This window comes from Amycolatopsis xylanica (assembly GCF_900107045.1).
Lineage (GTDB): Bacteria > Actinomycetota > Actinomycetes > Mycobacteriales > Pseudonocardiaceae > Amycolatopsis > Amycolatopsis xylanica.
Window position 1 is genome coordinate 241,237 of sequence record NZ_FNON01000002.1, and the last position, 22,395, is coordinate 263,631.

23 protein-coding genes are annotated in these 22,395 nt (G+C 67.9%); 9 read left to right on the forward strand and 14 right to left on the reverse strand.

The features are described from left to right. Window positions 1–8: 8 nt before the first annotated feature. The gene (locus BLV57_RS08825) at window positions 9–800 is read right to left on the reverse strand and encodes an Abi-alpha family protein (RefSeq protein WP_091288163.1); all 792 of its coding nucleotides are present in this window, start codon (window positions 798–800) and stop codon (window positions 9–11) included. 78 nt (window positions 801–878) lie between these two features. On the opposite strand from BLV57_RS08825, the gene BLV57_RS08830 reads away from it, so the two are divergent. After that, window positions 879–1,703 (forward strand): maleylpyruvate isomerase family mycothiol-dependent enzyme, encoded by an 825-nt coding sequence (locus tag BLV57_RS08830; protein ID WP_091288164.1) that lies wholly within the window; start codon window positions 879–881, stop codon window positions 1,701–1,703. On the opposite strand, the gene BLV57_RS08835 is transcribed toward BLV57_RS08830, so the two are convergent. Next, on the reverse strand, window positions 1,690–2,289 hold the full coding sequence (locus BLV57_RS08835) for a TetR/AcrR family transcriptional regulator (protein ID WP_091288165.1): 600 nt from the start codon (window positions 2,287–2,289) through the stop codon (window positions 1,690–1,692). The genes BLV57_RS08830 and BLV57_RS08835 overlap by 14 nt on opposite strands. A gap of 57 nt (window positions 2,290–2,346) precedes the next feature. Here BLV57_RS08835 and BLV57_RS08840 point away from each other — a divergent pair, with 57 nt between their 5' ends. Then, complete coding sequence (locus tag BLV57_RS08840; protein WP_091288166.1) at window positions 2,347–2,571, forward strand: hypothetical protein; 225 nt, start codon at window positions 2,347–2,349, stop codon at window positions 2,569–2,571. On the opposite strand, the gene BLV57_RS08845 is transcribed toward BLV57_RS08840, so the two are convergent. From BLV57_RS08845 to BLV57_RS08860, 4 genes are read right to left on the reverse strand one after another with little or no spacing between them, the layout of a single operon-like run. Further along, a complete protein-coding gene (locus BLV57_RS08845) occupies window positions 2,568–2,888 on the reverse strand; it encodes a LapA family protein (RefSeq protein ID WP_091288167.1) in 321 nt (106 codons plus the stop codon). The genes BLV57_RS08840 and BLV57_RS08845 overlap by 4 nt on opposite strands. Before the next feature lie 37 nt (window positions 2,889–2,925). Continuing rightward, entirely contained in the window at window positions 2,926–3,756 is an 831-nt protein-coding gene (locus BLV57_RS08850) for a class I SAM-dependent methyltransferase (RefSeq protein ID WP_091288168.1), read from the reverse strand. 24 nt (window positions 3,757–3,780) lie between these two features. Further along, window positions 3,781–4,395, reverse strand: coding sequence for an alpha/beta hydrolase (locus BLV57_RS08855; protein WP_091288169.1), 615 nt, complete (start codon window positions 4,393–4,395; stop codon window positions 3,781–3,783). Further along, the gene (locus tag BLV57_RS08860; RefSeq protein WP_091288170.1) at window positions 4,392–5,357 is read right to left on the reverse strand and encodes a ring-cleaving dioxygenase; all 966 of its coding nucleotides are present in this window, start codon (window positions 5,355–5,357) and stop codon (window positions 4,392–4,394) included. Before BLV57_RS08860 ends, BLV57_RS08855 begins: the two co-directional genes overlap by 4 nt. Window positions 5,358–5,441: 84 nt before the next feature. Between BLV57_RS08860 and BLV57_RS08865 the strand changes: the two genes are divergently transcribed. Both BLV57_RS08865 and BLV57_RS08870 read left to right on the forward strand, forming a co-directional pair. After that, window positions 5,442–5,894: a MarR family winged helix-turn-helix transcriptional regulator gene (locus BLV57_RS08865; RefSeq protein ID WP_091288171.1), complete on the forward strand. Its 453-nt coding sequence runs from the start codon at window positions 5,442–5,444 to the stop codon at window positions 5,892–5,894. A 57-nt stretch (window positions 5,895–5,951) separates the two neighbouring features. Next, on the forward strand, window positions 5,952–6,332 hold the full coding sequence (locus tag BLV57_RS08870; protein ID WP_091288172.1) for a VOC family protein: 381 nt from the start codon (window positions 5,952–5,954) through the stop codon (window positions 6,330–6,332). Between the two features lie 218 nt (window positions 6,333–6,550). On the opposite strand, the gene BLV57_RS08875 is transcribed toward BLV57_RS08870, so the two are convergent. The 7 genes from BLV57_RS08875 to BLV57_RS08905 form a co-directional block, all read right to left on the reverse strand. Then, on the reverse strand, window positions 6,551–7,408 hold the full coding sequence (locus BLV57_RS08875) for an amidohydrolase family protein (RefSeq protein WP_091288173.1): 858 nt from the start codon (window positions 7,406–7,408) through the stop codon (window positions 6,551–6,553). Continuing rightward, window positions 7,405–8,991 carry a benzoate-CoA ligase family protein gene (locus BLV57_RS08880; protein WP_091288174.1) on the reverse strand — a complete coding sequence of 529 codons (1,587 nt, stop codon included), beginning with the start codon at window positions 8,989–8,991 and terminating at the stop codon, window positions 7,405–7,407. Before BLV57_RS08880 ends, BLV57_RS08875 begins: the two co-directional genes overlap by 4 nt. A 10-nt stretch (window positions 8,992–9,001) precedes the next feature. Then, window positions 9,002–10,423, reverse strand: coding sequence for a benzoyl-CoA 2,3-epoxidase subunit BoxB (gene boxB / locus BLV57_RS08885; RefSeq protein ID WP_091288175.1), 1,422 nt, complete (start codon window positions 10,421–10,423; stop codon window positions 9,002–9,004). A gap of 4 nt (window positions 10,424–10,427) precedes the next feature. Then, entirely contained in the window at window positions 10,428–12,038 is a 1,611-nt protein-coding gene (gene boxC, locus BLV57_RS08890) for a 2,3-epoxybenzoyl-CoA dihydrolase (protein WP_091288176.1), read from the reverse strand. Window positions 12,039–12,070: 32 nt separating this feature from the next. After that, complete coding sequence (locus BLV57_RS08895) at window positions 12,071–12,487, reverse strand: hypothetical protein (protein ID WP_091288177.1); 417 nt, start codon at window positions 12,485–12,487, stop codon at window positions 12,071–12,073. Window positions 12,488–12,593: 106 nt separating this feature from the next. Continuing rightward, the gene (locus tag BLV57_RS08900) at window positions 12,594–14,990 is read right to left on the reverse strand and encodes a beta-glucosidase (protein WP_091288178.1); all 2,397 of its coding nucleotides are present in this window, start codon (window positions 14,988–14,990) and stop codon (window positions 12,594–12,596) included. Beyond that, complete coding sequence (locus BLV57_RS08905) at window positions 14,987–16,216, reverse strand: MFS transporter (protein WP_091288179.1); 1,230 nt, start codon at window positions 16,214–16,216, stop codon at window positions 14,987–14,989. Before BLV57_RS08905 ends, BLV57_RS08900 begins: the two co-directional genes overlap by 4 nt. Before the next feature lie 106 nt (window positions 16,217–16,322). Here BLV57_RS08905 and BLV57_RS08910 point away from each other — a divergent pair, with 106 nt between their 5' ends. Beyond that, the gene (locus BLV57_RS08910) at window positions 16,323–16,895 is read left to right on the forward strand and encodes a TetR/AcrR family transcriptional regulator (protein WP_091288180.1); all 573 of its coding nucleotides are present in this window, start codon (window positions 16,323–16,325) and stop codon (window positions 16,893–16,895) included. On the opposite strand, the gene BLV57_RS08915 is transcribed toward BLV57_RS08910, so the two are convergent. Then, complete coding sequence (locus BLV57_RS08915) at window positions 16,885–17,316, reverse strand: MarR family winged helix-turn-helix transcriptional regulator (protein WP_091288181.1); 432 nt, start codon at window positions 17,314–17,316, stop codon at window positions 16,885–16,887. The genes BLV57_RS08910 and BLV57_RS08915 overlap by 11 nt on opposite strands. Before the next feature lie 49 nt (window positions 17,317–17,365). Between BLV57_RS08915 and BLV57_RS08920 the strand changes: the two genes are divergently transcribed. The 4 genes from BLV57_RS08920 (at window position 17,366) to BLV57_RS08935 (ending at window position 22,359) form a co-directional block, all read left to right on the forward strand. After that, window positions 17,366–17,836, forward strand: a complete 471-nt coding sequence (locus tag BLV57_RS08920) for a DUF1579 family protein (RefSeq protein ID WP_091288182.1) — start codon at window positions 17,366–17,368, stop codon at window positions 17,834–17,836. A gap of 186 nt (window positions 17,837–18,022) precedes the next feature. Beyond that, window positions 18,023–19,882: an ATP-binding cassette domain-containing protein gene (locus BLV57_RS08925; protein WP_091289032.1), complete on the forward strand. Its 1,860-nt coding sequence runs from the start codon at window positions 18,023–18,025 to the stop codon at window positions 19,880–19,882. 120 nt (window positions 19,883–20,002) lie between these two features. Beyond that, the gene (locus tag BLV57_RS08930; protein ID WP_091288183.1) at window positions 20,003–21,478 is read left to right on the forward strand and encodes a WS/DGAT/MGAT family O-acyltransferase; all 1,476 of its coding nucleotides are present in this window, start codon (window positions 20,003–20,005) and stop codon (window positions 21,476–21,478) included. Between the two features lie 2 nt (window positions 21,479–21,480). Next, on the forward strand, window positions 21,481–22,359 hold the full coding sequence (locus BLV57_RS08935; RefSeq protein WP_091289033.1) for an alpha/beta fold hydrolase: 879 nt from the start codon (window positions 21,481–21,483) through the stop codon (window positions 22,357–22,359). The last annotated feature ends 36 nt before the right edge of the window (window positions 22,360–22,395 follow it).

Genomic DNA, 22,395 nt, shown 5'->3' on the forward strand with positions numbered 1-22,395 from the left:
AAGCCCCCCTACCTCGTCGGGTCACACGCCGTCCAGAACTGCGCGCCGAGCCGCGAGATGTGCACGGTGCGCCGGATGAACTTGGCCCGCTTGACCGATTTCTCGGCGTCGCGGACCGTTTCGTCGGTCATCAGGATCTCGTACTGGGTCTCCAGCGACGGCGCTTCCTCGTCGATCTCGGCCAGCCCGAGCCCGACGAGCCGGGTGACGTAACTCGGCACCTGGTCGAGCAGCGACACACCGGCGTTCTTGCCGACGGTCGACGCGTTGCGCAGCACGATCCGGCCGGCGCCGCCGAGGTTGGTGCGTTCGGCGACGTCGATCAGCGGGAACGGCGTGCCGTCGGACAGCGCGGAGAGGATGCGTGCCTCGTCCGGGGTGAGCTGACGCAGGATGACCGCGTACAGGTATTCCTTGGCCCGGTCCCGGCCGAAGCCGATGGATCGGTTGAGCAGCTCGGCCATCGCGGCGCGCAGCGGCTCGCTGAGGTCGCCGCGCGCGGGGACGACGGTGACCGTCTCCCTCGCCTGCAGGCCGTTGCCCTGATAACCGTTCATGCTGGACGCGGCGGTGAGCGCGGCGTGATACGGGTCGTCGACCTCGTCGAGGCGCCGCCGCAGCTCGCCGAGCAGCTGGCGTTCGATCTGCAGCAGCCCGCGTTCGGCCGCTTCGACACCCGGCAGCCGCCTGCCGATGGAAAAGCCGGTCCTCGCGGCCCAGCTCGCCAGCGCACCGGCCCGCTGGACCAGGTTGGGGCCGTCGTTCTCCTCGGGACGGTCGCCCTGGCCGGGGCCGAGCATTCGCTCGTGCACGTTCACATTCCGAGCCTACCCGTGGGTACGCCGAACGGCCGAGAACGAGCTGGGACAATCACACTCATGCCGTTCTCCCGCTGGGGTCCGCCGATCGACGTGCTCGCGCTGCTGGCCAAGGAGGAGCAAGCACTGATCGACCTGCTCGGCGGGCTCGACGCGGACCAGTGGGCGGCGCCGACGGCCTGCGCGGGCTGGTCGGTGCACGACGTCGCGGCGCACATCCTCGGCGACAAGCTCGGCAAGCTCTCGCGTGATCGCGACGAGTACCGCGTCGGCGGCCCGCTGCCCGGCGAGACGTTCGGGGCGTTCATCGACCGGATCAACGCCGAGTGGGTGCTCGCGCTGCGGCGGCTTTCGCCCGAAGTCCTGTTCGGGCTGCTGGTGGACAGCACGGCGCAGATCACCGACCTGTGGGGCAGGCTGGATCTCGACGATCTCGGCGAGCCGGTGACGTGGGCCGGGCCGGAACCGGCGCCGGTGTGGCTGGACGCGGCACGCGAGTACACGGAGTACTGGGTGCATCAGCAGCAGATCCGCGAGGCCGTCGGCGCGCGGCCGCTCGACCAGCGGGAATTCCGCGATCCGGTGATCGACACGTTCATGCGCGCGCTGCCGTTCACGCTGCGCGACCACGTGGCGCGCCCCGGGAAGCAGGTCGCCTACACCGTCGGCGGCCAGGTCTGGACGGCTCGGCGCGAGGCCGAAGGCTGGCTGCTGGACCGCTGCTCGCCCGGCAAGCCGACGCTGTCGTCCGTGAGCACCGATGCCGACACGTTCTGGCGGCTCTGCACCCGCAATGTGCGGCCGGCCGACGTGCAGGACCGCGTGACCGCGAAAGGCGAGCTCGCGGAGACCATGCTCGGCATGGTGTCGATCATTCTGAGCTGAGGAAGATGCGGTCCAGGTGATAGTCGATCATGGCGATCACCTGGTCACCGGTCTTAAGCCCGACCAGGATGTCCGGCCCGACACCGGTCGAGACCGCGAGGAGCGTGTCGGCCTCACGGGCGAGGTCGAGCCCGTCCGCGATCTGCCCTTGAGCCCGGGCCGCGGTCATGATCTCGATGAACAGGTTCTCCAGCGACTGGTCTTCGGGGTCGATGAAAGCCGCGGCCAACGCCTCGTCGTTGAGCGCGCGGATGAAGTAGGCGAGCTGGACCAGCAACGTCATGCGCTGGTGCTCGTCCAGCGGCAGCAGCCCGATGAGGATCTCGCGCAGGAGCAAGCGCGGCGAAGCGTCTTTCGGGATTCGCTCCTCGACCCGCTGTTTCTGGTCGAGCGAGAGCAGTTCGAGCGCGCCGAGCAGCAGCGCGTCACGGCTACCGAAGTAGTACTGGACGAGCCGCGTCGACACGCCCGCTTCCGCCGCGACCTGCCGCAACGTCACGTCTTCGAGCCCGCGCCCGCTCGCGATCCGCCACACGGCCTCGGCGATCTGCCTGCGCCGTTGCTCGTGATCCACTTTTTTCGGCATGCTTCCCCGCTTATTTGATACGATCGAACCATAAAGATTCCGATCGGGGGAAACACTATGGCAAGCAAGGAAGCGTTGACGGCGCTGGAGGGCATCGGCGCGCTGGGCGTCATCCAGGGCGCCGGTTCGATGATCGCCAGGTTCGGCTGGGACAAGGACTGGGGCCTGCTCGGCCTGCTGGACAAGCACGTCTTCCCGACCCCGTGGTGGGTCGGGCTGATCCTCGCCGTGGCAGGGCTGGCGCTGATCCTGCGCGTCGACCAGCTGAAGAAGGCGGCTTAGCGGCGCACCTGCCTGCGCAGCTGCAGGATCCGGGCGCCGCCGATCAGCGCCACCAGCGCGCCGCCCGCGATCACCGAGAACAGCATCGCCACGGCCAGCGGCATGCTGCCGTCCATGCCGAAGAAGTGCACGCTGACCGTGTCGAGGTTCTGCAGGATGAAGATCAGCAGCAGGACCAGCACGACGAGCGCCACGATCACAGCGACCCAGACCCCGCTGATCCGCCCGCTTTTCACCTTTTTGGCGTGCCGGGGCTCGGCTTCGGGGTGCCCGGGTGCCGGTTCGGGGATTTCGGCGCTGTCCTGCGCGTGAGTCATGCCCCGATTGTGCGGCCATCGGGCCGTCGACGCCGGGTCACGACCCCCGTTTGGGTGAGCCGGACCAGGACAAGGTGACCACTTCGCGGCCGGAGGAACCGAGATCCGGCGGGTTGCCCGCGTCGATTCCCTGACCGCGCAAGGCTTCCGCGACGTCGTCGGCTGCCTCGGGCGGGAGGCAGAGCCGTCGCCGGGTCACGTCGACGAGTTCGCCGAAACGGCGGTATTCGGCCATCGCCGGTCTGCGCCAGCGGGCGACCTCGGGCTCGATGCCGAGTTCACGCAGCGCGGCGGCGGCGTCCTCGGCGGTCGGGCCGAGTGGGCGGTCGATGCCGTGGAAGTGTTTCCACAGGGCGTTGATCGAGGTCAGCGGGTGGGCATCGGCGAGCTCGACGATCACCCGCCGGCGCGCCCAGCCGGTCAGCGCTTCGGCGAACGGGCGCAGGTCCGGCACGTTGTAGAGCACGTTCGCGCAGATCACGACGTCGGCGGGGTCGACATCGCCCGCCACCTCGGGCCAGCAGCCGTGGACGAGTTCGTGCTCGACACCCAGTGCCGTGGCACGCTGCGCGAACTCGGCGAGCAGGTCCTCGTTGGCGTCGACCGCCGTGAGGTGCGTGATGAACTCTGCGGCTGGCAGGCTGGCCGCCCCGGCGCCCGCACCGATGTCGAGCACCGTTCCCTTGTCCTGCAAGGCCTTGTGCAGTTCCTCGTAGGAAGCGCCGACGGGCGAACCGACGTAGCGGTCCGCCCGGCGGGTGAACACCGCCTTCGGCAGCACCCAGGGTGACTCGGGTGCCGCCGCGACGATGTGCTCGGGAATGGCCCAGGCGGCGAGCTGCTCCGTCCAAGCGTCGAGTGCGGTCATGACCCGTGAGTGTCGCGGACCGCTCTAGCGGTCGGCAATACTCTTGATCCACTCCTTTGCCGATTCGACGCCTTCGATCGTCACCTGGTGCCCGCCGGGATGGCGGTGCTCGGTGACCTCGGCGCCGCGCTCACGCAGGGCGCGGACGAGTTCGCCGGTCGAGGTGAGCGGGGCCATCGGGTCGCGTTCGCCGTTGGACAGGAACACCCGGGTGCCGTGGAGGTCCAGCGCGGGCGGCTCGGGCACCGGTGACATCGCCGCGAAGGCGATGGCTTCCGTGAGCGCGTCCGGCCTGAGCAGGGTGACCGCCGCGGCGATGTTGGCGCCGTTGGAGAAGCCGACAGCGATCATCCTGCGCTCACCGAGCCCGTACGTTTCCCTCGCCTTGATAAGAAAATCCGCGAGCTGGTTCGCACGGAAGACGACGTCCTCGTAGTCGAAGACACCCTCGGCGAGCCGCCGGAACCAGCGCGCCGCGCCGTGCTCCGAAACCGGGCCGGCCAGCGCGAGCACGGCCGAGGCCGGGCTCAACGCCTTGGCGAGGCCGAGCAGGTCGTCCGGGCCGCCGCCGGTGCCGTGCAGTAGCACCAGCACCGGCGCGTTCTCGTCGCCCTCGAAGAACTTGTGATCGAGTGTCATGCCCGCTCCGGGTTGTTCTCGCTGGGGAGATTGAGCTTCGGCAGCATGGCCTCGATCTCGGCGCGGTTCGGCTCCAGCCACGGCGGGAGCTTCAGCGCGCGGCCGAGCTCGAGCAGCGGCTCGTCGATCGCGAAACCGGGTTCGTCGGTGGCCACCTCGAGCAGCGTGCCGCCCGGCTCACGGAAGTAGATCGAGCGGAAGTACTGACGGTCCAAAATGGACGTCACATGCACGCCCTTGTCGGCGAGTTCCTCGCGCCACTCGACCTGGGTCTGCTCGTCCGGCGCGCGCCACGCGACGTGGTGCACGGTGCCGGCGGCGACCAGCCCGCGCGGGGCCTCGGGCGTCACGAGCACGTCGACCAGCGCGCCAGGGCCGCCTTCACCGGCGGCGAACCGCAGCCGGTTGCTGTCCTGGTTGGCGAAGCTGAGGCCGAGCCCGTCGGTGAGCATGCCCGCCGTCGCGTCCTCTTTGGACACCGACAGGGTGACCGAGTGCAGGCCGCGGATGGCGTGCTCGGCGGGCACCAGCTTGGTGTCCCACGGGTCACGCGGGTCGCCCTGCGGGTGCGCGACGAGCGCGAGTTCGAGGCCGTCCGGGTCGCGGAAGGTGAGCACGTCCTCCTCGTCGGCGTTGCGGATCTGGCCCGCCTCGACGCCGCTCGCCGCCAAATGCTGCTTCCACCAGCCGATGGAGGCCTCGGGCACGGAGAACGAGGTCGTGGTCGCCTGACCGGTGCCGTGGCGGCCGCGCGGCGCGTCCTTCCACGGGAAGAAGGTCATCAGCGAGCCGGGCTTGCCGGACTGGTCACCGTAGTAGAGGTGGTACGTGCCGGGGTCGTCGAAGTTGACGGTGGTCTTCACCAGCCGCAGGCCGAGCGTGCGCAGATAGAAGTCCGCGTTGCGCTGCGGGTCGCCACCGATCGCGGTGACGTGGTGGAGGCCGGAAGTTTTGATCGACATCGCTGTCTCCTCGTGGTCGCTTCATCAAGCTAACCCCATAACCTCTTGCGCGCAAGATATATTCCGGTGAGATATGCTGGCGCGGTGCCGAGCAAACCCGAAGACGACGAGATCGTCAGCTGGTGGGGCCTGGTCATCGAGGGTTACCTCGCCACCCAGGACAAACTGATGAGCGAGATCGCCGAGCGCTTCGGCCTCGCGCCCGCGACGTTCGACATCCTGCTCCGGCTGATCCGCACGTCGGAGCATCGGATGCCGATGACGCAGCTCGCGCGGGAGGCGGCGCTGTCGAGCGGCGGGTTCACGAAGGTCGCCGACCGGATGGTCGCCGCGGATCTCATCTGCCGCGTCCCGAGCCCCGACGACCGGCGTGTCACGTTCGCCGAGCTCACCACCCACGGCACCGAGGTCGCGGAAAAGGCCCGCGAGGCGTGCGCCGAGATCCTGCGCCGGATCGTGCTCGCCCCGCTCGGCCCGTCCGCGTCGACCGCGCTGGCCGACGCGATGCGCGCGCTGCGCGCCGCCAACTCGGAGTGAAAAACCAGGGTCCATAGACCCCTTGGTCGCGTGCACCGGTAAGCGGAACATGGCCGCATGCTCACCGAATCGACCATCACGACCATGCTCCCCGTCGCCGACGCCGAGCGCGCCGCCCGCTTCTACGCCGACGCACTTGGCCTGCGCCGGATGGGTGCGGGCGACGACGGCACCGTGTACTTCGAAGCCGGGGCGGGCTCGATCGGTCTCCGTCCGATGCCGGCCGGAGCGCAGAGCGAGAACACCGCACTCAGCTTCGAGGTCGGCGACCTCGAAGGCGAGATCTCCGCGCTGGAACAACGCGGCGTGCACTTCCAGGACTTCGAAATGGAGGGCTTGAAGACCGTCAACCACATCGCCGAACTCGGCAAGGAACGCGCGGCCTGGTTCGCCGACTCAGAGGGCAACGTCCTCTGCCTGCACCAGCTCATCACCTGAACCAGGGGCTCAGCGGGCTCTTTCGTCGGGGAGGGAGCCCGCTGAACCCCGCCTACTTTCTACCCTCTCTGACCAGGCGTTTTCCGGGTTACCCACAGTCTTGGGTCCCTGTGGACAACCCCGGGTTTCGCCGGGTTGTGTCGGTGGGGGCCGGTAGACTGGTGCAGGGCGGAGCCCCCAGGGACGGGCGGGGGGTTGGTTAGGTACCGGGGGCGGTTTCAGACGGCCAGGCCGGGGAAGAGTTTGGCCGCGTTGCCCGCGAGGATCGCGCGGAGCACGCCGTTGGGCAGGCCCAGTTTGGCGAGGGCGCGGACGTTGCGGTTGGCTCCGGGGACGCCTGGCCAGTCGGTGCCGAAGACGAACTTTTCCGCCAGGCGCTGGAAATCGAAGCGGGCGTAGTAGTCCGGGAGCTTCTTCGGGGGCAGACCGGCCAGATCGAGCCAGACGTTCTCCTTGGACAGGGCCAGAAATCCCGCCGTGTCGTACCACCAGCCTCGGCCGCCGTGCGCGAGCACGAACTGGACCTCGGGAAAGTCCTCGATGACGTCGGTCAGCAGCGCCGGGTCGCCGAAGCTGGACCGCGAGCCGGGGAACGTGCTCGTTCCGGAATGCAGGATGACCGGCACCCCGCGCGCCGCGCAGACCTCGTACGCGCGGTAGAGCTCCTTGTCCGCAGGCGAGAACGCACCGTGCACCGGATGGATCTTCAGCGCGACCGCGCCGAGGTCGAGTTGCCACTCGACGGCGCTGGCGACGGGGTGGTGCAGGTGCGGGTTGACATTCGCCACCAGGCGGAAGCGTGCGGGGTTGAACTCGACCAGCGGCAGGTTGTCCTCGAACGGCTGGATCCCGGTCGCGCGTGGGCTGTACTCGCAGAACAGCAGCGCCCGGTCGACACCTTCGGCCTCGAAGAGCGCGTCGAGCTTGGCGGGCACCGGCACGCCGTCGTCGTCATAGACCGACCGCCACGGATGCGGTCCCGAGTACCGCTCGGCCCACTCGAGCCACGCGGGCTTCAAGGTCGAGAGCCTGGGCACATGGACGTGTGCGTCGACGACGACGTGCCCTTCGATCATGAGCGGGGAGCCACCACGCGCAGCGAGTCGCGGACCATCTCCCGGATGATGTTGCGCCGGATCTTGCCGGTCGCCGTCTTCGGCAGCTCGGCCAGTTCGATCACCCCGCGCGGGCGTTTGAACGAGGCGAGCCCGGACCGGCAGAACTCGATCAGCTCCTCGGCGTCGATCGCCCGGGCCGAGACCCCGACCACGCAGGCCACGGGTTTGTCGATGCCGTCGGCGTCCGGCACCGCGACCACCGCGGCCTCGGCGACCGACGGGTGCTCGAGCAGCCGCTCCTCGACCTCGGCTGGCGAGACCCAGATGCCACCCGACTTCAGCATGTCGTTGAACCGGCCCAGACAGCTGTAGGTGCCGTCTTCGTTGCGCAGGTAGCTGTCACCGGTGCGCAGCCACTCGCCGGAGAACACCTGCTTGGTCGTCTCGTACCGCGCCCAGTAGCCGGTCGCGATCGACGGCCCGGAGACGTACAGCTCACCCGGCTGCCCCGGCGCCTCGACGACGGCGCCCGCCTCGTCCCGGATCTGCACGCGATAACCCGGCACCGGAACACCCGTGCTCCCAGCCCGCACCTGGCCCGGCTGGTTGCTCAAAAAGATGTGCAGCGCCTCGGTCGACCCGATGCCGTCCAGGATCTCGACCCCGAACCGATCCTTGAACCGTTTGAGCAGCACCGGCGGCAACGGCTCGCCCGCCGAGACGGCCAGTCTCACGGACGCGAAGGTGTCGGCCGGGATATCGCTGTTGAGCAGGAGCGCGTAGAACGTCGGAACCCCGAAGAACAGCGACGGCCGGTCCGTGCGCACGCGCGCCGCGATCAGCGCGGGCGTCGGGCGCTGCGGCTCCAGCAACGTCGTCGCGCCGACCGAGAGAGGGAAGAACGCCGAATTCCCCAGCCCGTAGGCGAAGAAGAGCTTCGGAACGGACAGGAAGCGGTCGTCCTCCGACGCGGCCAGCACGTGCCGCGCGTAGGTCTCGCAGACCGCGCGGATGCTGCCGTGCCGGTGCATCGCGCCCTTCGGCTGCCCGGTGGTGCCCGAGGTGTACAGCCACAACGCCGGCGAGTCTTCCCAGGTCTGATACGGCGTGAACCCAGGAGCTTCCACAGTGGACAGACCGGTCCAGCAGTGCGTGGTGACCCGTGCGGGCAACTCGGTCGCCTTGCCGCGGTCGAGCACCACATCGGTGACCTCGGGAGCCAGCTCGACCGCGCGTGCCGCCTGTCCGGCGAACTCCCCCGAAACGCAGAGCACGCGGGCCCGCGAGTCGGTCAGCACCTTGCCGAGCTCGAGCCCGGTGACCATGGTCGACACCGGGACCGGCACCGCGCCCAGGTACATCGCGCCGAGTATCCCGGTCAGCAGCTCGACGTCGTCGACCATGCAGAGCATGACGCGCTGTTCCGGGACGACCCCGATCCGTGCGAAGCCTGCCGCGACCCTGGCGGCCTCAGCCGCGAGCTCGGCGTAGGTGAGCGTCCGCCGCTCGGAGACGACCGCGACCCGATCGCCCCTGCCCTCGCGGACGTGACGGTCGAGCAGGTACTCGGCCGCGTTGAACGCGCTCGGCGGAACGGTCATCCAACGCCCCTTACGTCAGGTACACGTACTCGTAGTCGAACGGTTTGCCGTTGATGCCCTGCCGGGGCGGCGCCACCCAGCTCGCGATCTTGCCGCGCTCGTATACCGGGTGCATCAACGAGCGTACGAACGTCAGGTCCTCTGTCGTGGGCAGCCACTTCCGTTTGCCGGCCTGCCAGGTCGGCTCGTCGACTATGGTGCCGTCCGGTGTCACATGGTGGCCGGAGTTTATGCCCACATCGCGATTGAAACCAGGGTGCGGCAAGGCGAACCGGAAATCTATCCCGTGATCGGAGAGAATCTTGTTCCACCGGTTGACACCGGTCTGGCAATCGGCGATGTATTCGCCGCGAAGGTCAAGATTCAGCAACAGAATGGCCTGCAGCTCTTCCGTTTCCCAGGTTCCGTCCGCTCGCGGACGCTCCAGCACCGCCGCCGAGTCGGTGAGCTGGTGGTCGTCCTTGCGCCGTGTCTCCATCCAGCGCCCCTTGAGGCCGGACGTGTAGTAGTTCGCCGCGTTCGTCGAGGTCTCGCTGCCGAAGAGGTCCAAGGAGACCGTGTAGTGGAAGTTCATGTACTTCTGGATGATCTCCAGCGGGATGCCGCCGTGCGGGGCGATGTCGTCGGTGTCGTGCTCGACGATCAGGTCGGCGCTGCGCTGCACCACCCGGTCGACACCGGTGGTGCCGACGAACATGTGATGCGCCTCTTCCTTGAGCATGAATTCACATGTGCGCGAAAGCGGATCGAACGAACTTTCCTTGAGCGTGCCGAGTTGATATTTCCCATCTCGGTCGGTGAAGTACGTGAACATGTAGAACGCGAGCCAATCGGCGGTCTCCTCATTGAACGCGCCGAGAATGCGCGGCGCGTCGGGACTGCCGGAATTGCGCAGCAACAGGCTTTCCGCCTCGTCCCTGCCTTCCCTGCCGAAGTAGGCGTGCAGCAGATACACCATCGCCCACAGATGGCGGCCTTCCTCGACATTGACCTGGAACAGGTTGCGCAGGTCGTAGAGACTCGGCGCGGTCAGTCCCAGCAGCTTCTGCTGTTCGACGGACGCGGGCTCGGTGTCACCCTGGATGACGATCAGCCGCTGCAGCTCGGCGCGGTACTCGCCGGGCACCTGCTGCCACACGGGCTCGCCCTTGTGCTCGCCGAACGCGATGCGGCGGTCGGGGTCGCGCTCGGCGAGGAAGATGCCCCAGCGGTAGTCGGGCACGTTGACGTGGTCGAAGTGCGCCCAGCCTTCTCTGCCGACACTGACCGCCGTGCGCAGGTAGACGCCCTGAGTCTGCAGCGTCGGGCCCATCTCTCCCCACCAGTTCATGAACTTCGGCTGCCAGCCCTCCAGCGCCCGCTGCAGGCGCCGGTCGGAGGCGAGGTCCACGTTGTTGGGGATCTTGGCGTCGTAGTCGATCTTTTCCGGCATGGGTTCAGACACGCTTCCTGTCGAAGACCGCCTTCTGCCCTGTGCCGTAGCGGCGCAGGGCTCCTTCCTCACCTGAGGCGTTCGGCCTGGTGAAGATCCAGTTCTGCCAGGCGGCGAGCCTGCCGAAGATCTTGGTTTCGATCGTCTCCGGCCCGACGAACCGGTGGTTCGCCTCCATCCCGGACAGCGCGTCCGGGCTCAGTGACGCCCGCCCTTCGAGCGCGATGCGGATCTCGTCCTCCCAGTCGAGGTCGTCAGGGGCGTCGGTTACCAGCCCGTGCTCGACCGCCTCCGCGGGGCTCAGCCGCGTCCTCGGCAGCGCGGCGAGATGCTCCGCGTCGCCGTAGAAGCGGGATTCGAGGCGCGTCAGCCCGTTGCCCATCGGGAACATGCCGAAGTTCGCCTCGGTGAGCGTGATCGAGGCACGGTCCGCGCTGTCTTCGTCGTCGATCGGCGGACCGTCCAATATGTACTGCCGGTCGCAGGCCAGCGCCAGCTCGAAAAGCAGTCCGGCGGCACAGCTCGACGGTTCGATCAGCGCGATGAGACTGCGGCTGGTGACATCGAGGCGTTTCAAGGTGCGCTTGTAGAAGTGGACGATTTCGTTCGACAGCCAGTCATCCGACAAAGCCTGCTCTTGGGCGAGCACGTCGGCCGGGTCGCCCTCGGTGCGCAACAGCCACGTTCCGAGCTCGGGCTCGTTGGTGCGCAGCCGGAGGATGAGGTCGTCGAGCTCACGGGTCATGCGCAGGAGCCAGCCATCTTCGGCCGACGCCCGCACGGTGATCGACACGAGTCCCAGCGCACGGTCCAGCTCCGCTCGAACGAACCGATACCTCAGTTCGCCGTCAGTGCTCTCGCATTCGAGCGGCGCGAGTTCGACGCCTGTCACGCCACTCGGCCGGGAGCTGGTCTCAGCCAGCTCTTGTGCGCGCCTTTTGACCGTTTCGCGGAATTCTTGCCGCGGCACGAGCTCATCGACGAGCCGCCACTCGACCGCCGTCTTGCCTTTCACACCGTCGGGACGCGTCGCGAAGACGTCGGCGAGATCCTTGCGGACCCGGCGCTTGTCGACCACGCGGGTGAGCCCGCCGGTCCCGGGCAGCACCCCGAGCAACGGCACCTCCGGCAGCGCGACGGTCGACGAATTGTCGTCGACCAGCAGGATCTTCTCGCAGGCCAGCGCGATCTCGTAGCCGCCGCCGGCACAGGTGCCGTTGACCGCCGCGAGGTAGATCTGGCCGGAGTGCGCGGTCGCGTCCTCGATGGCGTTGCGGGTCTCGTTGGTGAACTTGCAGAAGTTCACCTTCCACTGGTGTTCGGACGCGGCGAGCATGCGGATGTTCGCGCCGGCGCAGAACACCTTCTCCTTCGCGCTGGTGATGACGACCGCGCGGACCTCGGGATGCTCGAAACGCAGCCGCTGCGTCGCGTCGTACAGCTCGATGTCGACGCCGAGGTCGTACGAATTGAGCTTCAGCTCGTAGCCTGGGACAAGGCCACCCTGTTCATCGACGTCGAGCTCCAGCCAGGCGACCGCGCCCTCGACCGTGAGGCGCCAGTGCCGGTACGAGGCGGGATGCCGATCGAAAGTGACCGCGTCCGTGGAGGCCATACCCTCGATTGTCTACAAAAGAATTGACGTCGTCAATGTTGTGTAGATACTTCACCTCGAACGGCCGCATTCCTGGTCGCCGCCCAGATGACGAACACCCAGATCGCGAGCCCGGCGAGCGTGTCGGTGAAGATCGTCGCGAACCAGAACGCCGGCAGGTTCACCGGGCCGACAAGGAAGTGTCCCATGGTCGCCAAGCCCGCGAGCGAGTAAACAGCCAGGAAAGCCAGCGACGTCCAGTCCGCCTTCCGCGCGTAGCGGCGATACCCGAGCACGCCGAACGCGGTGAACAGCAGCCAGGCGAAAACGATCAGGACCTGGCCGAGGACCCCGCCCAGCCCATCCACCGACGGATACTGGTCCAGCGCGATGGAGTTGTGGGCGTAGTGCAGCGTGGTGGACAAGAGGCTGAACCCGAGAATTACTCGAAGAGCTGGCAGACCATCCATGACCCCTCCACTAGATAGATCGCTCTAGCGAGAGCGTAGACCCAGCCCAGCGCCCCTGTCGACAGCTGAAGGCGTCCCCGTTCAAATGCGTGAACGGGGACGCCCGCTAGATCTCGAACGTGGCGCTCAGCCGCGGATCGTCGAGCGAATGCGAGATCTCGGCGGTGTAGCCACCTGGGACGAGCTGCCAGCCGTCCGCCCAGATCTCGGCCGCCCGCCGCGGAATCTCGATCTCGACCTCGACGGCTTCACCAGGCCCAGCCTCGACACCGGCGAACCCGGCCAGCCATCGGGACGGCCGCTCGCCTCCCGGTTCGTCCGGCGCGAGATACACCTGCACGACCTCGCGTCCGAAACGCCGCCCCGTGTTCCGCGCCCGTACACGCGCGGTCGGCAACGCGCCTTCACGCGGTTCGAGCGACACCGACTCGTACGTCCACTCGGTGTATCCGAGCCCGTGCCCGAACCAGTACGCGGGCGTCCCGCCGGCACGTTCCCAGGCCCGATAGCCAATGAACACGCCCTCTTCGTAAGGCAAGACACCGCTCTCGGGCTTTACCTGAAGCACTGGAGCATCGCTCATCCTCGACGGCCAGGTCGTCGGCAAACGGCCGCCCGGCTCTTCCGCGCCGAACACGACATCCGCGAGCGCGGCACCGGCGGCCTGGCCCGGGAACCAGGTCAACAGCACCGCGCCGACCTCCCCGGTCCACGGCATCTCGACCGGCGAGCCCGCGTTCACCACCACGATCGTCCGCGGATTCACCGCGGCGACCCTGGCCACCAGCTCGTCTTGCCTTCCTGGCAGGACGAGGGTCTGCCGATCGAAGCCCTCGCTCTCGACTTCCTCCGTCGTCGCGACCACGACGATCGCCACCTCGGACTCGGCGGCCAGCTCGACCGCGCGCTCGATCAGCTCAGCCTCCGAGACGCTGGGCGCCGCGTGCCCCAACGTGAACGAGATCCACGCCAGGCCCTCGTAGTCCTCAGGCACCTCCGGAGCGTCGAAGGTCAGCCGGACATCGACCGCCTCCCCCTCGGTAAGTTCGACCTCGAAGCGCTGTTCCTTGATGGTCAGGATCGTCGTCACGAGATCGGCGGAGTCCGGCACGTTCAGGCCGTCGAACACCGTCCGCCCGCCGACCGTCAGCGCGAGCTTCCCGGTGCCGGTGAAGCCGAAGGTGTGCGCTCCACCCGCGGCCGGGGTGAAACGGCCCGCGATCTCGACCGTCTCCAGCTCGCTGACCGGGATCCCCGATGGCAACTGCCCGAGCCACTGGACCGTTCCGCGTTCGGCCGGGAAGGACGCGAGTTCACTGCCGTCCTTGCGGCGCGCGACGATCCGCAGCTCGAAACCATCAGCGGCCGGGCGCAGCGTGGTTCGCGGATCCGCGCCGACGGCATACCGGATTTCGACGCCCTCCGGCGCCGCGGCACGCAATCCGTCCAGCGGCGAGATCACCTCCGCCGGAAAAACGGTCGCGCTGCCGCCACCGAGGATCCTCGCCTCCTCGCCCGCCATCCCGATCACCGCGACACTGCTCGGCGCGGCCAGCGGGAGCAGCTGGTTTTCGTTGCGCAGAAGCACGAACGATCGCCGCGCCACCTCGCGGGCGATCACGTTCCCGTCCACGTCGGCAGGCGCCGGATTCGGCTCACCGAGCGCACCGACACGTTCGGCCAGCGTCAGCACTCGCCACACCATGGCGTCGAGTACCTCTTCGGCGACCTCACCCGCGCGCACCGCATCGGCCAGCTTCCGCCCGAAAACCGTTACCGGCCCCGGCATCGCGATGTCGAGCCCGCCGTTCGCGGCAGGGGCCGTGGTCCGGGCGGCTGTCCAGTCGGACACGATGACCCCGTCGAATCCCCATTCACCACGCAGTACGCCGTTCTGCAGGCCGTCGTGCTCGGTCATCGTGAACCCGTTGACACCGTTGTAGGCGGCCATGATCCCCCACGGCTTCGCCTCCGCGACGATGCGTTCGAACGGCGCCAGATACAGCTCACGCAGGGTCCGTTCGTCCGCGCGGACGTCGAGCGTGAACCGCTCGGTCTCGGAGTCGTTCGCGACGAAGTGCTTCACCGTCGTCCCGACCCCGCCCGCCTGCACTCCCCTGACGTACCCGGCGCCGATCGCGCCGGTCAGCAGCGGATCTTCGGAGTAGCACTCGAAATGCCTGCCGCCCAACGGGCTTCGATGCAGGTTGACCGTCGGCGCCAGCAGCACGTGCACACCCTTGCGCCGTGCCTCCTGCGCGAGCAGGCCACCGGCCCGTCCCGCGAGATCCGGATCCCAGGTCGCGGCCAGCGCGGTCGGGCTGGGCAGGGTCACCGACGGGTCGTCCGCCGACCACTGCCTGCCCCGCACCCCGACCGGGCCATCCGACATGACGAGCGAGCGAAGCCCGATCTCCGGGATGGCGGGCAGGGTCCAGAGGTCCTGGCCCGCCACGAGCCGCGCCTTGGTGTCCAGGTCGAGCTTGGCGATCAAGTGCTTCATCGCACCGATTTAATCCGGGTTACCAGTATCGCGCCAAGCAGAGCGGAGATGGCGGCCGCCGTGTACACCGCGGCGTAGTTCTTCCCGTCGCCGATGGCCAGCAGCAACGGGACGAACATGGGCCCGATCGACTGCGGCAGCGCGTTGGCGATGTTGAAGACACCGAGCTCCTTGCCGCTGGATTCCCCCTGCGGCATCACGAGCGTGGCGAGCGCGAAGTCGACGGCGTAGAACATGCCCGTGCCCAGCCCCGAGATCAAGTGCGCGATCAGCACGTCCGCGTACGAATCCGCGGTGATGAAGAACGCCACGCTGACCGTCATGATCAGGGCGGCGGCGATCACGAACGGCTTGCGCCGGTCGAGCACATCCGACAGCCAGCCGCCGAGCAACGCCGTGCCCGCGCTGATGACGGAGGTGATCATCAGCAGGATGCCGATCTTGGACTCGGCTTCCGCCTTCGGCAGCCCGATCTTCTCGGCGAGGAAGTAGATCTCGTACCCGGCGGGCCCGAAAACCCCGAGCACCACCAGGAACCGGGTCAGCCACGCCCAGGCGAAGTCCGGGTTCGCCCGCGGGCTCGTCCAGAAGCTGGAGAGGAACTCCTTGACAGAGAACGGCGACCGCTCGGCGGCCGGACGGTCGGTGAAGTAGTGCGAGAAGGTGACGAGCAGGACCACGCCCACCGCACCCGGGATCATGATCTTCAGTGCCAGCGACGGGACGAACCCGACGATGAGCCCACCGGTCACGACCGCACCCAGCTGCGCGAACCCGATCCAGCCGGAGACCTTGCCCCGTCGCTCCTCCGGTACGACATCCGGGACCGTCGCGGTGAGTGCCGCCAGAGCCGCGTTGAACGAGACCTGGGTGAGGCACCAGCCGAGCAGGATCAGCGGAATCGTCGGCGCGAACGTGACGATCAGGAGACCGGCACCTCCGCCGATCGCGCCGACGGTGATCCACGGCCTGCGCCTGCCGAAGCGAGACATGGTGCGGTCCGACAATCGACCGAACAGCGGATTGGCGATCATCGCGATGAGCGCGCCCACCCCGGCCACCAAGCCGTAGGAAGCCTCTTTGTTCGCCGGGTCGACCACCGAGATACGTGCCGACAAGGTGACAATCGCGGGTGTGAGCAGCGCGGTCCATAGCCCCAGGTTGGCCATACCCACGCGGACTCCGAACAAGGACGGCTCCGTAACCGCCACGGGCTTTTCGAGCATGGCGAATCCTTCCCACGTCGATTCAGCCCATAGAGTGGCGCAGAACACCTGACCGCCGGAAGGTCACGTTACGTGTTTGTCAGGTCGGTGCGGTTAGGCTCGGAGTATGACCCGGCCCAGGGGCACCGACCGCCGCGAGACGATCGTCCAAGCGGCGTTCGAAGTGATCGCCGAACGGGGATACCGCGGTTCGTCGCTCGGCGCGGTGGCCGAGCGCGTCGGCCTCACCCAGCAAGGCGTCATGCACTACTTTCCGTCAAAGGAACAGTTGCTCATGGCAGTGCTGGAGCGCAGGGACCAGTGGGACCTCATGGGCTTCAGCCGCTCCGAAGACTCGTCTTCGCTCGGGGCGGCGCATTTGCAGCAACTGGTCGAGTACAACGCGACCCGGCCGGGCAGCGTGCAGGCTTACACCGTGCTGGCCGCCGATAGCGTGACGGAAGGTCACCCAGCGCGACCGTTCTTCCAGGAGCGGTACACCAGGGTCCGCGCTTGGGTCGCCGATCTGATGGAACGCCAGGAGGGAGAGCTCCCCTCCGGGCTCACCGCGGAACAGCTCGCGCCGATCGTCATCGCGGTGATCGACGGCCTCCAGCTGCAATGGCTGCTCGACCCCGACGAGGTCGACATGCCCGAAAGCTTCCGCGACTTCCTCGCGGTGCTGGGCATCAAGGTATAAGAGCCTCGCGAAGCTGCTTCAGCACTCGCAGTGTCGTGTCGAGGTCCGCTCGCGGAATCTGCGGCGCGAGCTCGGACGCCCACGCGACCCGGGCAGGCCCCAGCTCCCGCAACGCCTTTCGCGCACGGGGCGTCAGCCGCAGCAGTGGAGCACGCCGGTCCGCTGGATTGTCCAGCTTCACGACCATGCCGCTCCCGATCAGCCGATTGACCGTTTCCTGCACGCTTTGCCTGCGCAGTCCACGCTTGCGCGCGAGCTCCGCGGCCGTCGAGGGGCCGTCCTCGAGGAAGCCGACCACCTGCCACTGCGCGGCGGTCAGGCCGACCGGAGCGGTCAGCGCGTCACCTGCGGCGAGCAGGCCGCCGTTCACCGCGAAGATCTCGTTGACGAGTTCCGTGATCACGTCCGCTCGCTGGGGCATGCCTGCTATCGTCCCTTTTTGACAGGCGCCTGTCAAAAAGGAGGACGACATGGACATGCCCCAGCTGAGCGACGGCCATCGGGCGCTCACGGCGCTGATCGGCACCTGGACCGGCGAAGAGGAACTGGCGGCGTCGGCTTGGGCGCCGGCGTCGACCGCCGTGGCGACCGTCCGCTATCGCTTGGCGCTCAAGGGTTTCGCGGTAGTCCAGGAGTACGAACAGCGCCGGGCGGACGGCGGTGGGCTGCTGGGGCACAACGTTTTCACGGTTGACCCCGCGACCGGCGACACGCTCTGGTACGGCTTCGACAGCTACGGCTTCCCGCCGATGTCCCCGGGAACAGGGGGTTGGGACAACGGAACCCTCGTGCTGGAAAAGCGCACCGAGCGCGGTGTCGCACGACACCGGCTGACGCCCGATGGCGACGTTCTGCACCATGTCATAGACCTCCAGATGGGTGTTGGAACGGAGTTCTGCCAGTTCCTGAGTGCGCGGTACATCCGTGAACCCGCGACATGATCCAGTAAGCGTGAAAATCTCCGCCGGCGCAAGCACGAATTTCGCGAATGGCGGATTCATGGTGGAAAACAAGGGAAAATTGACCGTTCGCGACCCCGGGGATCGGAAAATGTCGTACCCCCGGAGTAGACCGGAAGAGTGCGAGAAAGCAACGACCCTCCGCTGATCGGGGTCGAGAACATCAAGATGCCCGACTGGGCCGCGGTGGATCAGCGCGTCATCGCCGCGGGCTTCGGGCAGGCGGTGCGGACGATGCCGGCCGCGGTGGGCACGGTCGTGCGGCTGGCTTGGTCGACCTCGCCCCGGCTCACCGTGCTGGCCGCGGTGGTACACGTGGTGTCCGGCTGCGTCACGGCGTTCGGCCTGCTCGCGACGGCGAACGTGTTCACCGCCCTGCTGCAGGAAGCCCCTACGCCGCAACGGGTGCTCGACTCACTGCCCGCCATCGCGGTGGTCGTGACCTCGTACGCCGTGCGCGCGCTGCTCGACACGGCGGTCGCCGCCGTCGAAGGCGCGCTCAAACCGAAACTGACCAGGGCCGCGGACGAAGCGGTCACCGCCGCGGTCATCCGGGTCGAGCTGCTCGCCTTCGAGGACGCGGATTTCCGGGAACTGGCCAGGCAAGGAGCCCGGTACGGAGTCCGCGCGATCGAAACGAGCCTGCGCGGGGTCGCGGACCTGGTGTCGTCGGTCATCGCGCTGCTCGCCGCCTTGGTCACCGCGGCGTTGCTCAACCCCTGGCTCGCGCCGGTGCTGCTGCTCGCCGCCGCGGCGGACGCCTGGGCATCGGCGAAGGTCGCGAAACTCAGGTACCGGCATTTTCTCGACACCGTCTCGCGCAACATGCGCAAGTACGTGGTCGAAGAGGTGGCGACGTATCGCACGCTCGCGCTGGAGCGGCACGCGCTGACCTTGCAGGAGCCGTTGCTCGCCGAGTACAGCCGTATCTCGGAAAGCCTTATGCGCGAGGAAAGCAAGCTCGAGCAGCAGAGCAACATCGTCCGGTTGATCGGCAGGGCGGCGCGGGGAGCGGGCACCGCGGTGGCGTACCTCGTGCTCGGTTTGCTGCTGTACAACGGATCACTGGCGCTGGCGCTGGCGGGCACCGCCGTGCTGGCGATGGGCCGGGCGTCGACCGCGCTGTCCAACACCATCAAGGCGGTCAACTCGCTGTACGAGGATTCCTTCTATATCGGGTATTACCGCACGCTGCTCGCGGAATCGGAGCGGCGGCGCGCCCCCGTGTCCGGACTGACCGCGCCTTCCCATCCGGGTGAAATCCGGCTCGACTCGATCTCGTTCACGTATCCTGGACAAGACGAGCCGGCACTGCGAGAGGTCTCACTGACCTTGCGGCGAGGCGAGATCGTGGCACTGGTCGGGGAGAACGGCTCCGGCAAGACCACACTCGGGAAGCTGCTCACCGGTCTGTACCCGCCATCCGAGGGTGCCGTCTACTGGGACGACGTGAACCTGGCAGAGGCCGATCATCGGACGGTGCACGAGAACATCGCGGTCATCGCGCAGAATCCGGCCGAGTGGCCGATGACCGCGGGCACCAACATCACCGTCGGCAGGCTGGGCCGCGAGGATCCCGAGCGGACCGCCTGGACGGAGGCGATCACCTCGTCCGGCGCCGACGAGGTGCTGGAGTCCTTGCCCCTCAAGGAGAACACGGTCCTGTCGAAGAAGTTCAGCGACGGCCAGGACCTCTCCGGCGGGCAATGGCAGCGGATGGGCATCGCGCGCGGGATCTACCGGGACGCGGCCGTGCTGGTCGCGGACGAGCCGACCGCCGCGCTCGACGCCAGGGCCGAGGCGCGGGTGTTCGCCGGGCTGCAACACGCGAGCACCACCGGGCACGGGAGCCGGATCACCGTGCTCGTCACCCATCGGCTCGCCAATATCAGGAACGCCGATCGGATACTCGTACTCGAGAAAGGAGTGCTTCTCGAAGAAGGCACCCATGACGAACTCGTCGAAGCGGGCGGGCTCTATGCGGAACTGTTCGAAATCCAGGCCAGCGCCTACCGGAAGGAGCCGTGATGACCGGTCTTGCGGGCAGTTCGTGACCCCCTAACGCGCGGGCGCACCCCCCTACAAGTTATGGACTGGGCCGATCGCCTCGACCAGACTACGAAGAGCGCCACAACGAGGAGGCCCGCCTTGCGTCAACTGACCGCATTGGACGTGCAGTTCCTGAACGCCGAGTCGAGGACGACCACCGGGCACGTCGGGGGGTTGTCGATACTCGACCCCTCCACCGCGCCGGGCGGGACGCTGACGGTCGACGACATACGGGAGCTCATCGGCCAGCGGCTGCATCTGGCGAAGCCGCTGCGGTGGCGCCTGCTGCAGGTCCCGCTGGGTCTCGACCATCCGTACTGGATCGACGACAACGAGTTCGACCTCGAATTCCACGTCCGCGAGATCGCGCTGCCGGCGCCTGGTGACGAGAAGCAGCTGGCCGAGCAGATCGCCAGGCTCACGGCCAGGCCGCTCGACCGGGGGCGGCCGTTGTGGGAGGCCTACGTCATCCACGGGCTGCAGGGCGGGAACGTCGCGGTGTACACGAAGGTGCACCACGCGGCGATCGACGGTGTGTCGGGTGCGGAGCTGCTCGGCGCCTTGATGGACCTCAGCGCCGAGCCGCGGACCATCGAGCCGCCCGAGCGCTGGCTGGCCACCAAGCCGCCCAGCCAGCTGGAGCTGCTGGCAGGCGGACTGAAGCGGATCGCGCTGCATCCGATCAAGACGGCGATGCAGCTGCCGAAGCTGCTGCCGCATGTCGACGAGGTGCCCGGCGCCGCCCGGCTGCCCGGGGTCGACCTGCTGGCACGGGCGGGCAGCGCGCTGAGCAAGGTCACGAAGCAAGGGCCCGGCAGGCATGAAGCGGACCGGCCGAAGCTGCCGGTGCCGGAGACGCCGATCAACGGGCCGATCAGCCCGCATCGCCGATTCGCCTACGGCTCGATGCCGCTCGCGGATGTGAAAGCGCTTAAGAAGGCTTTCGGGGTGACGGTCAACGACGTGGTGATGACGCTGTGCGCGACGGCGATGCGCCGCTGGCTGCTCGACCATGACGCGTTGCCGCTCGACCCGTTGGTCACGCTGGTCCCGTTGTCGGTGCGGACGCCGGAGCAGGCCAAATCGGCAGGCAACCAGATCTCGATGATGCTGGCCCCGTTGCCGACGAACATCGACGACCCGGCCGAACGGCTGGCCGAGGTCACGAAGGCCATGGCGGCGGCCAAGCAGCGTTACCAGCCGTTGCCCGCGTCGTGGCTGGTCGACTTCAGTGCGGTGCTGCCGTCGGCGCTCGGCGGGCTGTCCGCGCGGGCGGCGATGCGGTACCTCGCCGCGACCTCGCCGGTAGTGAACCTGGTCGTGTCGAACGTGCCGGGTGCGCAGTTCCCCCTGTACCAGGCTGGTGCGCGACTACTCGGGCACTACCCGGTCTCGGCGATCACCGACGCCAGTGGCGGGCTGAACATCACCGTGATGTCCTACAACGGGAACCTCGACTTCGGACTGGTCGCCTGCCGTGAGCTGATGCCAGACTTGTGGAACCTGATCGACTACCTGCACGAGGCCATGGAGGAGCTGACGAAGCTCGCCGCCGCCCAGAACCAGGAGGCGTGACCGTGACCGAGACCATCGCGCGGGTCAATGGCATCGAAATCTGCTACGAGACGTTCGGGGAGCCGTCGGCGCGGCCGTTGTTGCTCATCATGGGGCTCGGCGGGCCGATGATCTGGTGGGACGACGAGTTCTGCCGATCGCTCGTCGACCGCGGGTTCTATGTGATCCGGTTCGACAATCGCGATGCCGGGCGCTCCACCAAGATGCATGGGCGGATCTCGCCGCTGGCCACGTATTGGCTGCGGACGGCTCCGTACACATTGGACGACATGGCTGACGACGCGGCCGGGCTGCTCGACGAGCTCGGGATCCGGGCCGCGCATGTGGCGGGCGCGTCGATGGGCGGGATGATCTCGCAGACGCTGGCGATCCGGCATCCGGAGCGGGTCATCTCGCTGACCTCGATCATGTCGACCACCGGGAACCGGCTGGTCGGCAGGCCGACGGCCAAGGCGGGTGCGATGCTGCTCGGGCGGCCGCCGAAGAACCGTGAGCAGTACCTGGACTACCTGGTCCGGACATTCCGGATCATCGGCTCCCCCGGCTATCCGTTCGACGTGCAGCGCATGCGTGATCGGGCGGCGCGGACGTTCGACCGGGGAGTGAACCGGGGCGGGACCATCCGGCAGCTGGCGGCGATCGTGTCGTCGAAGGATCGCGCGCCGGGGTTGAAGAAGCTGCGGATCCCGGCGATGGTCATCCACGGCGCGCGTGATCCGCTCGTTCACGTCTCGGGCGGGCGTGCCACGGCCAAGGCCATCCCGGGCGCCGAGCTGGACATCGTGCCCGGCATGGGGCACGACATGCCGCGGGCGTTGTGGCCGCGGCTGATCGACGCCATCACGCGCACGGCCAACCGGGCGGGGATCCCGGCCTACTAGTCGCTCGAAAGCCCGAAAGTGGCTTTCGTCAGATGC

Bases quoted from the DNA above. Each gene is read 5' to 3' on its own strand.
- BLV57_RS08920 (WP_091288182.1), top strand. From the start codon at position 17,366: ATGGACATGCCCCAGCTGAGCGACGGCCATCGGGCGCTCACGGCGCTG.
- boxC (WP_091288176.1), bottom strand. From the start codon at position 12,038: ATGGCCTCCACGGACGCGGTCACTTTCGATCGGCATCCCGCCTCGTAC.
- BLV57_RS08850 (WP_091288168.1), bottom strand. From the start codon at position 3,756: ATGACCGCACTCGACGCTTGGACGGAGCAGCTCGCCGCCTGGGCCATT.
- BLV57_RS08915 (WP_091288181.1), bottom strand. From the start codon at position 17,316: ATGCCCCAGCGAGCGGACGTGATCACGGAACTCGTCAACGAGATCTTC.
- BLV57_RS08925 (WP_091289032.1), top strand. From the start codon at position 18,023: ATGCCCGACTGGGCCGCGGTGGATCAGCGCGTCATCGCCGCGGGCTTC.
- BLV57_RS08840 (WP_091288166.1), top strand. From the start codon at position 2,347: ATGGCAAGCAAGGAAGCGTTGACGGCGCTGGAGGGCATCGGCGCGCTG.
- BLV57_RS08835 (WP_091288165.1), bottom strand. From the start codon at position 2,289: ATGCCGAAAAAAGTGGATCACGAGCAACGGCGCAGGCAGATCGCCGAG.
- BLV57_RS08860 (WP_091288170.1), bottom strand. From the start codon at position 5,357: ATGTCGATCAAAACTTCCGGCCTCCACCACGTCACCGCGATCGGTGGC.
- BLV57_RS08900 (WP_091288178.1), bottom strand. From the start codon at position 14,990: ATGAAGCACTTGATCGCCAAGCTCGACCTGGACACCAAGGCGCGGCTC.
- BLV57_RS08870 (WP_091288172.1), top strand. From the start codon at position 5,952: ATGCTCACCGAATCGACCATCACGACCATGCTCCCCGTCGCCGACGCC.
- boxB (WP_091288175.1), bottom strand. From the start codon at position 10,423: ATGCCGGAAAAGATCGACTACGACGCCAAGATCCCCAACAACGTGGAC.
- BLV57_RS08895 (WP_091288177.1), bottom strand. From the start codon at position 12,487: ATGGATGGTCTGCCAGCTCTTCGAGTAATTCTCGGGTTCAGCCTCTTG.
- BLV57_RS08830 (WP_091288164.1), top strand. From the start codon at position 879: ATGCCGTTCTCCCGCTGGGGTCCGCCGATCGACGTGCTCGCGCTGCTG.
- BLV57_RS08855 (WP_091288169.1), bottom strand. From the start codon at position 4,395: ATGACACTCGATCACAAGTTCTTCGAGGGCGACGAGAACGCGCCGGTG.
- BLV57_RS08845 (WP_091288167.1), bottom strand. From the start codon at position 2,888: ATGACTCACGCGCAGGACAGCGCCGAAATCCCCGAACCGGCACCCGGG.
- BLV57_RS08910 (WP_091288180.1), top strand. From the start codon at position 16,323: ATGACCCGGCCCAGGGGCACCGACCGCCGCGAGACGATCGTCCAAGCG.
- BLV57_RS08880 (WP_091288174.1), bottom strand. From the start codon at position 8,991: ATGACCGTTCCGCCGAGCGCGTTCAACGCGGCCGAGTACCTGCTCGAC.
- BLV57_RS08905 (WP_091288179.1), bottom strand. From the start codon at position 16,216: ATGCTCGAAAAGCCCGTGGCGGTTACGGAGCCGTCCTTGTTCGGAGTC.
- BLV57_RS08825 (WP_091288163.1), bottom strand. From the start codon at position 800: ATGCTCGGCCCCGGCCAGGGCGACCGTCCCGAGGAGAACGACGGCCCC.
- BLV57_RS08875 (WP_091288173.1), bottom strand. From the start codon at position 7,408: ATGATCGAAGGGCACGTCGTCGTCGACGCACACGTCCATGTGCCCAGG.